The following is a 10,081-nucleotide window of genomic DNA, read 5'->3' on the forward strand; positions in this document are numbered from 1 at the left end:
ACCTGAAATCTACACTCGAAGCCATCGCCGCGGGCCATCCGAAAAACCGCATCGACGACCTGCTCCCCTGGAACTTTCGATCGTCAACCTGAAAGCCCGGTGCCCTCCAGCCGCCGCTTACATATTAAAGATCGAACTTAAAGTTCGACGACAACCACAGACTGTCCTTTGGCTGCCAGCCCGATTTGCCCGTCGCAAAGCCTAAGGGCATCAGCACCGAACACTTCGCGCCGCCATCCCGACAGCGCGGGTACGTCGCGCTCGCCTGCGGCGATCAGGTCCAGATCGGCGCTTGGCGCGATCAGCTTGGCCGCGACTCCCGAACTCTCCGTCTTGGATTTCAAAAGCACCCGCAACAGGTCGGCCAGCGCCGGGTTGACCTGCAATTTTTCGCGCCGCCGATCAGGCTGGGGCATCTGGTCAGGCGGGCAATTGATGCCGCGCTCGACCGCCGCCAGTATTCCCTCGGAAATCGGGCCGCGCCGCGCCTCTCGCAGCAAGAGGCGCAATCCACCCAGATCAGAGACCGTGCGCGGCTTGGCCGAGGCCAGTTCGACCAGCGCATCATCCTTGAACACCCGGTTGCGCGGGATGTTGCTGGCCTGCGCATGGCGTTCACGAAACGCCGCCAAAGCCTGCACGATTGCGAGGAACTTGGGGGAATTGGTGCGTGTTTTGATCCGTTTCCAGGACTCTTCGGGCACTGCTTCGTAGGTCGCGGGGTTGGTCAGGATCTGCAGTTCTTCGGCCACCCAGCGGGTCCGGTTGGTCTTGTCCAGTTCGGCGGCAAGGTATTCGTAAATCTGGCGCAAATGGGTGACATCGGCCAACGCATATTTCTTTTGCGCCTCGCTCAGCGGGCGACGCGACCAGTCGGTAAACCGGCTGCTCTTGTCGACGGATGCCTTGGCGATCCGCCGCACCAGTGTTTCATAGCCGGCCTGCTCGCCAAAGCCGCAGACCATCGCCGCGACCTGCGTGTCAAAGAGCGGCTCGGGGAAGACCCCGGCCTCGACCCAGAAGATCTCGAGATCCTGCCGCGCCGCATGAAACACCTTGACGACATCGGTATCGCGAAACAAGTCGTAGAGCGGTTCCATCGACAGCCCCTCGGCCAAAGGGTCGACCAGGACCGCATTCTCGTCCCCTTCCCCCGGCATCGCCAGTTGAACGAGGCACAGCTTGGAATAATAGGTCCGCTCACGCAGGAATTCGGTGTCAACGGTGACATAGGGCTGATCATGGGCTTGCTTGCAAAAGGCGGCAAGGTCAGCGGTCGTTGTGAGGGTTCTCATCGGTGGAATGTCGTCTGCTTGTTGTTGTTTTTCTTGCGCGATAGGCGGTCAAACCACGCTCTCATATGCAACCCTTAGTTCAATCCGCGCGGATTGCAAAGCAGATGCAGACAGTGCTTATGGCAATAGCACCGGTTCACGGCTTCCGCCTGCAAAGCGGCGCAACACCGCCGGGTACAGCCGGTGCTCCTGCGTCAACACCCGGGCTGCCAGCGTATCAGGGGTATCGTCGGCATGCACTGGCACCCGTGCCTGCCCAAGGATTGGCCCCTCGTCCAGTTCCGGCGTCACCTCATGCACGGTACACCCATGTTCGCTATCGCCACCGTCAAGCGCGCGCGCATGGGTGTGCAGCCCCCGGTATTTCGGCAACAACGACGGATGTATATTCAACATCCGTCCCGTCCACAGCCCGACAAACCCGGCGGTCAGGACCCGCATGAACCCGGCCAGACAGACGATATCGGCCTGCGCGGCGATCAGGGGTTTGATCAGCTCCGCCTCAAATGCCGCACGATCCTGGCCAAAGGGTCGATGATCCACCACAGCCGTTGGCACACCACGCGCCGCCGCCTTTGACAGACCGCCCGCAGATGCAGCGTTGGACATGACCAGACAGGGCCGCGCCGGATGATCCCCGGTCATGCTGTCCAGCAGCGCAACCATGTTGGATCCGCCCCCGGAGAGCAGGATCGCGACGCGCTTGTGGCTCACAACAGCACGCCCCGATACTGCACACCGGGCTGCGTGGTCACGGTGCCGATCTGATGCACCGTTTCGCCCGACCCGGCCAACCGCGCGGTCAGGCTGTCGGCCTGGGCAGGATCACAAACGAGGATCATGCCGATACCACAGTTGAAGGTCTTGAGCAGTTCCGACTCGGCCATGCCGCCGACGTCTGCCATCCACTTGAAGACATCGGGCAGCTCCCAGGCCGACAGATCGATGCCCGCGCCCAACCCGTCGGGCAGCACCCGTGGCAGATTCTCGGTCAGCCCGCCGCCGGTGATATGGGCCAGCGCATGAACACCGCCCGCCCGCACGGCCTCCAGCGCCGGTTTTACATAGAGGCGTGTGGGTATCAGCAACGCCGCACCCAGATCGCCATCGTCAAACGGGCAATCGGACTCCCAGTTCAGCCCCGACATCTCCACCAGTTTGCGCACCAGCGAATAGCCGTTGGAATGAACGCCGTCGCTGGCCAGCCCCAGCAAGACATCGCCTTCTGCGACGCCCTCAGGCAAGGCCGTGCCCCGTTCCATCGCGCCCACGGCAAACCCGGCGAGGTCAAAATCGCCGGGCGGATACATCCCGGGCATTTCCGCCGTTTCCCCGCCAATCAGCGCACAACCGGAGCCTTCACAGCCCGCCGCGATCCCTTCGATGATCCGCGCCGCGATCTCGGTTTCGAGCTTGCCGGTGGCAAAGTAGTCCAGAAAAAACAGCGGTTCCGCGCCCTGGCACACAAGGTCGTTGACACACATCGCCACCAGATCGATGCCAACGCCATCCACATGGCCGGTATCGATCGCGATCCGCAACTTGGTGCCGACACCATCGGTGGCCGCCACCAGCACCGGATCGGTAAACCCCGCCGCTTTCAGATCGAACAGCGCGCCAAAACCGCCAAGCCCGCCGGCCACACCCGGCCGTGCCGTCCGCTTGGCCGCTGGCTTGATCCGCTCGACCAGCGCGTTGCCCGCGTCGATATCCACCCCTGCCTCGGCATAGGTGATGCCATTCCTGCCCTGTGTCATGCATGCTGTCCCTGTGCTGCCTGCGCGCGGGGTAGAACATTGCGATGCCGCTTGCAACACATCGCGGCGCGCGCACTCTTGACGCCCCCGCTCATCATGATACGCAACGCGCAGGCGGGCCTGTAGCTCAATTGGTTAGAGCAGAGCGCTCATAACGCTTTGGTTGCGGGTTCAAGTCCTGCCGGGCCTACCATCGAAAATCAATCGCCTGCGTTGATTGTCTTGCCTCCCGCCACCCTGTGCACCCAAAACCCCTGTGCCGTGATGCGCACGCGTCCGGAGTGGCGCATCCAGGCAGCTGGTCAATCACGCTTCTCGTTGTGTCTCCTGTTGTGACGGCGCGTCCTGCTCAATGCCTCCTCGATGCGGTCCGCATAGGCGGCCCGTTCCGCTTCGCTCATCCGGCCCAGGTGTTCGATCAGAACCGCATTCGCCAAGGTCTGCCATTCGTCACGCCGAGCGGCCTGCTGGCTGAACAGCATTTCGACGGCCGTTGCGTCAAACGGGGTCGCACGCACCAAATCAGCGACCTGCCGGGCAGCGGTCTTGCGATCCGGCCCGCGATCCAGCGCCGCGCCGCGCATGGCCTCGCGTATGGCCCTGCGATCCTCGCGCGGCAGTTCCCGGTACAGCGTCGCACCCAGCACCGTTGGCGGCCGTCGCGCGCCCTCCGGTCCGCCGAATCGCAGCGCCGCTCCGATCGCCAGCCCGACGACCAACAGGTTGAGCGCAAGCGAGGCGCCCAGCAAGAGGCGGAGCCACAACTTGCGGCGCGGCGCGGCCTTGTTCTGTTCCATGCTCATCTATCCTTCCTCGGCCATCGCAGTGGCCAGGCTGTCATCGTCAAGAAATGTGCCGTCCACCATGACGAACTGCGCCGGATCGGGCAGCATCGATGGCGGAGAGAATCCCAGCCAGACACCCGCCGCACAGGCCGTTGCGAGCCCGCCCATGGCCGGCCAGCCCCCCAGCATGTCATAGAGCTGGCGCAAGATCCCGGGTCGTAGCTTTTGCGCAGACACTGACCAACTCTGCCGCACCCGATCCGCATCGGCCACGATCCTGTCAGCCAACCCATCGGGCACCTCCGCCGTCTCACGCCGGGCGGCTTCAAAAAACACATCCAGTTCAATCATTTCCTTGTCAGTGTCAGTCATCGCTATACCCCAGTTCGTCTCGTCGCCCTGCCAAGGCCCGGCTCAATGCCCGTTTGCCCCTGGCGGTCAGGCTCTCGACCGCTTCAGTGCTGATGTCCATGATCTCGGCGATCTCCGGATTGGACAGCCCTTCCAGATGCCGAAGCACAACGGCCTCGCGTTGCCGGTCGGGCAGCGCGCCCAGTGCCGATTGCAATGCGTCCGCCCGCGCAACATGTTGCAAATGCTCGGCCGCGCTTTCTTTCGGATCGGGCGGATCCGGCACATCATCCAGTCGCGCCATGCCTCCGCGGCGGCGGCGTTTGATATCAAGGCACAGGTTGAGCGTCACGCGATAAAGCCATGTGCTGACCTTGGCAGTGCCCGGTTGCCAATCGGGGGCCATCCGCCACAACCGCACCATCGCCTCCTGCGCGACGTCCTCGGCCTCGGCCCGATCCCCAAGAACCCGCAACGCCACACCAAAGGCACGAGGCGCCAACCGTTGGGTCAGATCACGCGCCGCCGCCTGTTCGCCATTGGCGAACAGGATCAGCAACGCGTCATCCGAAACCGCGGCGCCTGTTGAGGTCACCGCAGATGCCCTGCGATGATCCCCGGATATGAAGCTGCCTTCAGGCACTCACTCAGTTCTTGCGCCATTTGCCTTTGCCATGCTTGCCCATGTGCTCCTGTGCCTCTTCGTATTCGGCTTTCGAAATGCTGCCGTTCTCATCCTGGTCCATCCTGTCAAAGAACTTGTCGGCACGCCTGGAATCGCGCGGTTTTGGCATTTCGTCCCGCGACAGGACACCATCCTCGTCTTCATCGAATCGCTCGATCAGGGCATCAACGCGCTCTTCCAGCCGTTTCTGACCTTCGAGCAGCATTTCATCGCGATCCAGCGCACCGTCGCTGTTGACATCCGCGGCATCAAAGCGTGCCTCGTGGCGCGCCGCAAATTCCTCTTTGGAAATCTCGCCGTTGCCGTCCTGGTCCGCGTCTTCGAATGAAATCGGAGCGCGGTGCATTCCGCCGGGTTTCTGAGCCATTGCGGCACCCGCCGTCAATACGACGCTGCTCGCAACGATCACAGCAATAAAGCCCTTATGTACCATCTGTTTCTTCCTGCATTGCGACGGCCGGATGCCGTCAACCATATAGTCAAAACGCGGCATCTCGTGCGTTCCGTCGCTGCTCGGGTCGATTTTTCAGATTTTCCGGTTTCGCGCAGGGACATTCATTTGTGCACACCTGTCGCGACATCCCGCCGCAATCGCGCCATGTACCCTTTTCGCCACGCCTGATTCTGATCATCTTGGCCATGGGAGATCAAAGATCACATGACTGACGATTCGAAACGCCTGGCCTCAGACGCCGGGCACAAATCCGACCGCGCCCTGTGGCCGGCAGTGGCGCGCGGCTGGCGCCGCAAATGCCCGAAATGCGGAAGCGGACCTTTGCTGTACAGCTACCTGAAGGTTAACGATATCTGTAAGGTCTGCCGGGAAGAACTCTACCATCACCAGGCGGACGATGGGCCGGCGTACCTTACGATCCTGATCGTCGGGCATATCATGGCACCCCTGCTTCTGCTGACATTTACCTTGTGGCGGCCAGAGCCGCTGACGCTGTTCACCATATTTGCGGTTGGCTGCGTCGGGTTGTCGCTCTATCTTCTGCCTCGACTGAAAGGGGCGATTGTCGGCTTCCAATGGGCGCGGCATATGCACGGGTTCTAGGGGTTGACCCGCCCTGCACCTGCAGGAGTAAGCATGACCATCGACAAATCCGCGATCCGCAATGCCGCCACGGTGATCGTATTGCGCGACCGCCATGACGATCCGTCAATATTGATGGGACAGCGCGGCGCCAACGCGGCGTTCATGCCCAACAAGTTCGTCTTTCCGGGCGGTGCCGTGGATGCGCAGGACAGCCTGGTTCCATTGGCCGCGCCCCTGCCGGACCTATGCCATGATCGTCTTGGCGAAGAGTCGGCACATGGCCTTCAGCAGGCGCTCGCCGCCGCTGCCATCCGGGAACTCTGGGAAGAGACCGGATTGATCCTCGGCACTCCCGGGGTTTGGACAGGACCGGTGCCCGATGACTGGCAGAGCTTCGCGGCTACGGGCCACCGTCCCGCCGCCGACGCCCTTCAATTCGTCTTTCGCGCCCTGACCCCACCGGGCAGACCGCGCCGGTTTGATGCCCGCTTTTTCCTGGTTGACGCAACCGCGATACAGGGCGACCTCGACGATTTTACCCACGCCTGCGACGAGCTTTCACATCTGCAGTGGATCAAGTTGAGCAAGGCGCGCAGTTTTGATCTCCCTTTCATAACGGAAGTTGTCCTCGCCGAAGTCGAAGGCCGCGTGACCGACCCGACCCCCCCCGTGAGCGTGCCCTATTTCCGCAACAACGACGAAGCCAGCCTGTTCTTGCGATTGCGTGGCCACGCCATGCCGGAACATGACTGAGTGATTGGATCGCAAGGGGGCGCTGCCCCCGCCGCCCAAGGGCGACTCCCCCGGAGTATTTCTGCAAAGACGAAGGGGGTTGGGGTTTGCTTATCGGGGATTGCGTGAATCCCATGTGAAATCGGCTGGAGCCCGATTGGCCGGTCGTTCCGCGATCAGATCGTCAACACAAGCATGACGATCGACAGGCCCAGAAGTGCCATGCCACCGATCTCGCGTTCGCTGATCTTTTCACGAAAAAACAGAACAGACGCGAGTAAACTCAGGATCAGCTCGATCTGCCCGAGCGCTTTGACATAGGCCGCGTTTTGCAGCGTGAACGCGAGAAACCAGCAGAAGGATCCGGCCATGCTGAATACACCGACCCAGATGGCCACGCGTCGCGTCGACCATACCGCCCGCAGTTCATCCGGGTCGCGCAGCCCCAGCCAGACCGCCATGGCCACAGTCTGGATCGAAACCACGCAGGCCAGCGTTACTGCGGCCCTGAGCGCTGGTTCGATGTCGCCGAGCTGCAGAGACGCGCCGCGATAGGCAACGGCCGAAAACGCGAACAATACGCCAGATCCCAGCCCGAGCAGTGAGGCGCGATTTGTCAGATGCTGCAACCAGGAGCCTTCGACGCCGGGAACCCGGGACAACAGGAGCACGGCCAGCAACCCGATCAGGATCGCCGCGAACCCACCCATGCTGACGCCCTCACCCAGGACGATGAACCCGACCAGAACCGTCTGGATCACCTCGGTTTTCTTGAAGGTGATGCCAACGGCAAAATTGCGTTGCTTGAACAACGCAACCACGCAGACCGTCGCGAAGATTTGCGCCAGACCGCCAATCACCGCGAACACCCAGAAGCTTGGCGACAATGGTGGCAGGCTGCGACCGGTGACTGCCAGATATGTTGCGAGAAGCCCGAGGATCAGCGGTGCGGAATACGCAAACCTGGCAAATGTTGCGCCTGCCGCCGACAGTTGCGTTGTGCTCAGGCTCTTTTGCAGCATGAAGCGCAGCGTCTGAAAAATGGCGGCGGCCAGGGTGACAGGGATCCAAAGGCTCATGCCCCCTACTGACGCGTTTTCAGTCGTTGGGCCAGAGCGGATGTGCCACCGGGTCCTTGGCGCGCCACAAATAGCGGCGGAAGACCTCGCCATAGGATTTATATACATACCCGTTATTGATCGCCAGATATCGTTCCCTGTTCTGGTAATAGAGCGCCGGGAGGCGATACCACGGAGCTTTGGGATTCATATGGTGCACGACGTGCAAGCTATTGTTCAGAAATAGAAATGCCAGTGGACCGCGATCTTCGATGACAACCGTCCGGCTGCGCACCTGCGCATGTGCGCGATGTTCGAGAAACGTGCGGATCTTGAGCAGGCCAAGACCGAGATAGGCCGCGATCAGATAGGCCCACATCGGCATCGGTGAAACAGCAACGATGAGCAGCACGATTGCCGCGCCCGGCAGGTGCAACGCCCATGCCAGCCAGATCGCCCGGTCACCACGTCGCGCTCCCATGAATTCATCACGCATGAACCGCGCCTGACCGATCAGCGGCCCTATCACGATCCGTCCCAGCAGCGTGTTGTTGATGCGACAGGCCAGTTGCTTCCAGCACGGCATGCGGTTCCAGACAATTGGATCCAGATAGTTGCTTTCGGGATCGTCATAGGGATCGGTCAGGTTCGAATCCCGATGATGCGCCAGATGCAGGTCGCGGAACCGATAATACGGTATGCTCAGGTTGAGCGGCAACGCCATCATGAGTTCATTCGCAATCCGTGACGGAAACGGATGACCATGCAGGGCCTCGTGGGTCAGCGACCCATGCAGGGCGATCAAGATACCGGTTGCCAGCACCCCCAATCCGAGCGGCAGCCAGAACAGCGCACCCACCCAGGACCCATAGCAAAGCAGGATCAGCAACATCGTGATCCATTCCACCCGTCCTGTTGTCGTGTCTTGCTCAGACATGACGTCCCCATCTGATCCGCGCCCAGAATCTCTCGTAGACCACATACATCGCCACGCCGATCAATGTGTTCACCACGGCGATGCTTCCGCCCATGGCGAAGGAACCGGTCGCGAGATAGCCCACGAACACCATCACCGACAGGCCGATCAGGTTCCAGATCAATGCCTTCACGAGCGAACGTTGCCGTGTTTCCATGCCTTCCTATCCTTCAGTTGACATGGTGTTGGTACGTCAGCGGTCGGCATGTGAGAATTCTGTATTTGATTAACATTAGTCAGCGACTGTGATAAATATCACCGTATGATAGCTAAAATGGACAAACGCCTGCGCGCTGACCACTTTCGAACGCGCCTTTCCCGGGCGATGCGCGATACAGAGACCAGCCAAAGCGCCTTGGCCCGTGAAATCGGCGTCGATCGCTCGACCATTTCGCAACTTCTGACCGATGATGGCGCCAGGTTGCCCAACGGCCATGTCGTCGGTGCTTGCGCCGCGGCGCTCGGTGTGTCGGCGGATTGGTTGCTCTCCTTGTCAGACCGACCCGAAAGCGCGGCAGAACTGCTTTCCAACAGCCTGAGTCTGAGCGAAGCGCCCCGCGCGCTGATCGATCAGCGCATCTTTGACTGGCACAAGGAAGCTGCCGGCTACAAGATCCGCCACGTACCCGCTACTTTGCCCGATATGCTCAAGACCCGCGCACTCCTCGAGTGGGAATACGCGCCACATCTTGGACGAACCGCCGATCAGGCCATCGGGGCATCCGAGGACCGGCTCAAATGGATGCGCAGCGCGCAGTCGGACTACGAAATCGCGATACCGCGCTTTGAGATCGACAGTTTCGTGAGGGGCACCGGCTATTACGCCGGGCTAGCGCTGGAACTGCGCCTCGCCCAACTGGACCGCTTCATTGAGATCTGCGACCATCTCTACCCGCGCCTGCGCCTCTATCTCTTTGACGCACGACGGCTCTACTGCGCGCCTCTGACGATTTTCGGACCACTCCTCTGCGTCTTTTACGCCGGAGGACATTACGTCGCCTTTCGCGACCGGGACCGGATCGAGACCTTTGCACGCCACTTCGACACGCTGATCCGCGAAGCGACACTTCCTGCGCGCGATCTGTCCAGCTACCTGCAGAGCCTACGCCAAGATATCCGCTGACACGTTCCGTCTGTATCCGTCCGGTCTGACTGGTGTTGACTTATTCGGCCTGCCAATTCCACGGCATGAGATCATCGAGGCGGTTCATTTTGTGATCTGCGACACGGGCCAGAACCCAACGCAGCCAAGCTTCGGGATCGACCTTGTTCATGCGGCAGGTCTCAATGAGGGTGTAGGCGATGGCAGCGGCGTCACCGCCGCCTTTCGATCCCATGAACAGGTAATTTTTGCGCCCTAAGGTCACAGGTCTGATTGATCGCTCGCAGATATTGTTGTCCAA

At 61.1% G+C, this 10,081-nt stretch carries 15 protein-coding genes and 1 tRNA gene; 5 read left to right on the forward strand and 11 right to left on the reverse strand.

From position 1 onward, the window contains the following. On the forward strand, positions 1-92 hold a 92-nt coding region (locus QO231_RS26215; protein WP_449421106.1), incomplete at its 5' end, for a transposase domain-containing protein. Between the two features lie 45 nt (positions 93-137). Here QO231_RS26215 and rnd read toward each other — a convergent pair. The 3 genes from rnd to purM form a co-directional block, all read right to left on the reverse strand. Further along, on the reverse strand, positions 138-1,295 hold the full coding sequence (gene rnd / locus QO231_RS25305) for a ribonuclease D (protein ID WP_316782879.1): 1,158 nt from the start codon (positions 1,293-1,295) through the stop codon (positions 138-140). Positions 1,296-1,412: 117 nt separating this feature from the next. Then, positions 1,413-2,009 carry a phosphoribosylglycinamide formyltransferase gene (gene purN, locus QO231_RS25310; RefSeq protein ID WP_316782882.1) on the reverse strand — a complete coding sequence of 199 codons (597 nt, stop codon included), beginning with the start codon at positions 2,007-2,009 and terminating at the stop codon, positions 1,413-1,415. Further along, entirely contained in the window at positions 2,006-3,052 is a 1,047-nt protein-coding gene (purM, locus tag QO231_RS25315; RefSeq protein WP_316782885.1) for a phosphoribosylformylglycinamidine cyclo-ligase, read from the reverse strand. The genes purN and purM overlap by 4 nt, the downstream gene beginning before the upstream one ends. 116 nt (positions 3,053-3,168) lie before the next feature. On the opposite strand from purM, the gene QO231_RS25320 reads away from it, so the two are divergent. Continuing rightward, positions 3,169-3,245 (forward strand) — tRNA-Ile (locus tag QO231_RS25320). Between the two features lie 109 nt (positions 3,246-3,354). Here QO231_RS25320 and QO231_RS25325 read toward each other — a convergent pair. From QO231_RS25325 to QO231_RS25340, 4 genes are read right to left on the reverse strand one after another with little or no spacing between them, the layout of a single operon-like run. Then, complete coding sequence (locus QO231_RS25325) at positions 3,355-3,855, reverse strand: periplasmic heavy metal sensor (protein WP_316782888.1); 501 nt, start codon at positions 3,853-3,855, stop codon at positions 3,355-3,357. Further along, positions 3,856-4,209, reverse strand: a complete 354-nt coding sequence (locus QO231_RS25330) for a hypothetical protein (RefSeq protein WP_316782891.1) — start codon at positions 4,207-4,209, stop codon at positions 3,856-3,858. It lies immediately after the preceding gene. After that, complete coding sequence (locus QO231_RS25335) at positions 4,202-4,783, reverse strand: RNA polymerase sigma factor (RefSeq protein ID WP_316782893.1); 582 nt, start codon at positions 4,781-4,783, stop codon at positions 4,202-4,204. Before QO231_RS25335 ends, QO231_RS25330 begins: the two co-directional genes overlap by 8 nt. Positions 4,784-4,835: 52 nt before the next feature. Continuing rightward, the gene (locus tag QO231_RS25340) at positions 4,836-5,306 is read right to left on the reverse strand and encodes an EF-hand domain-containing protein (protein WP_316782896.1); all 471 of its coding nucleotides are present in this window, start codon (positions 5,304-5,306) and stop codon (positions 4,836-4,838) included. A 225-nt stretch (positions 5,307-5,531) separates the two neighbouring features. On the opposite strand from QO231_RS25340, the gene QO231_RS25345 reads away from it, so the two are divergent. Both QO231_RS25345 and QO231_RS25350 read left to right on the forward strand, forming a co-directional pair. Next, complete coding sequence (locus QO231_RS25345; protein ID WP_316782899.1) at positions 5,532-5,930, forward strand: DUF983 domain-containing protein; 399 nt, start codon at positions 5,532-5,534, stop codon at positions 5,928-5,930. Positions 5,931-5,963: 33 nt separating this feature from the next. After that, positions 5,964-6,665 carry an NUDIX hydrolase gene (locus tag QO231_RS25350; RefSeq protein WP_316782902.1) on the forward strand — a complete coding sequence of 234 codons (702 nt, stop codon included), beginning with the start codon at positions 5,964-5,966 and terminating at the stop codon, positions 6,663-6,665. A 155-nt stretch (positions 6,666-6,820) separates the two neighbouring features. Here the strand turns inward: QO231_RS25350 and QO231_RS25355 are convergent, their stop codons facing one another. From QO231_RS25355 to QO231_RS25365, 3 genes are read right to left on the reverse strand one after another with little or no spacing between them, the layout of a single operon-like run. Beyond that, positions 6,821-7,723, reverse strand: a complete 903-nt coding sequence (locus QO231_RS25355; protein ID WP_316782905.1) for a DMT family transporter — start codon at positions 7,721-7,723, stop codon at positions 6,821-6,823. A gap of 19 nt (positions 7,724-7,742) precedes the next feature. Next, on the reverse strand, positions 7,743-8,639 hold the full coding sequence (locus tag QO231_RS25360; protein ID WP_316782908.1) for a fatty acid desaturase: 897 nt from the start codon (positions 8,637-8,639) through the stop codon (positions 7,743-7,745). Then, the gene (locus QO231_RS25365; RefSeq protein WP_316782911.1) at positions 8,632-8,835 is read right to left on the reverse strand and encodes a DUF2061 domain-containing protein; all 204 of its coding nucleotides are present in this window, start codon (positions 8,833-8,835) and stop codon (positions 8,632-8,634) included. Before QO231_RS25365 ends, QO231_RS25360 begins: the two co-directional genes overlap by 8 nt. Positions 8,836-8,940: 105 nt before the next feature. Between QO231_RS25365 and QO231_RS25370 the strand changes: the two genes are divergently transcribed. Continuing rightward, on the forward strand, positions 8,941-9,801 hold the full coding sequence (locus tag QO231_RS25370; protein WP_316782914.1) for a helix-turn-helix domain-containing protein: 861 nt from the start codon (positions 8,941-8,943) through the stop codon (positions 9,799-9,801). Between the two features lie 40 nt (positions 9,802-9,841). Here QO231_RS25370 and QO231_RS25375 read toward each other — a convergent pair. Then, positions 9,842-10,081, reverse strand: a 240-nt coding sequence (locus QO231_RS25375) for a transposase domain-containing protein (protein WP_316782917.1), incomplete at its 5' end; no start/stop codon positions are given.

It is taken from the genome of Sedimentitalea todarodis (assembly GCF_032595355.1).
Classification (GTDB): Bacteria; Pseudomonadota; Alphaproteobacteria; order Rhodobacterales; family Rhodobacteraceae; genus Sedimentitalea; species Sedimentitalea todarodis.

Coding starts and splice junctions, on each gene's coding strand:
- QO231_RS25350 (WP_316782902.1), top strand. CDS start 5,964: ATGACCATCGACAAATCCGCGATCCGCAATGCCGCCACGGTGATCGTA.
- QO231_RS25365 (WP_316782911.1), bottom strand. CDS start 8,835: ATGGAAACACGGCAACGTTCGCTCGTGAAGGCATTGATCTGGAACCTG.
- rnd (WP_316782879.1), bottom strand. CDS start 1,295: ATGAGAACCCTCACAACGACCGCTGACCTTGCCGCCTTTTGCAAGCAA.
- QO231_RS25360 (WP_316782908.1), bottom strand. CDS start 8,639: ATGTCTGAGCAAGACACGACAACAGGACGGGTGGAATGGATCACGATG.
- QO231_RS25370 (WP_316782914.1), top strand. CDS start 8,941: ATGATAGCTAAAATGGACAAACGCCTGCGCGCTGACCACTTTCGAACG.
- QO231_RS25345 (WP_316782899.1), top strand. CDS start 5,532: ATGACTGACGATTCGAAACGCCTGGCCTCAGACGCCGGGCACAAATCC.
- QO231_RS25355 (WP_316782905.1), bottom strand. CDS start 7,723: ATGAGCCTTTGGATCCCTGTCACCCTGGCCGCCGCCATTTTTCAGACG.
- QO231_RS25325 (WP_316782888.1), bottom strand. CDS start 3,855: ATGAGCATGGAACAGAACAAGGCCGCGCCGCGCCGCAAGTTGTGGCTC.
- QO231_RS25340 (WP_316782896.1), bottom strand. CDS start 5,306: ATGGTACATAAGGGCTTTATTGCTGTGATCGTTGCGAGCAGCGTCGTA.
- purM (WP_316782885.1), bottom strand. CDS start 3,052: ATGACACAGGGCAGGAATGGCATCACCTATGCCGAGGCAGGGGTGGAT.
- QO231_RS25330 (WP_316782891.1), bottom strand. CDS start 4,209: ATGACTGACACTGACAAGGAAATGATTGAACTGGATGTGTTTTTTGAA.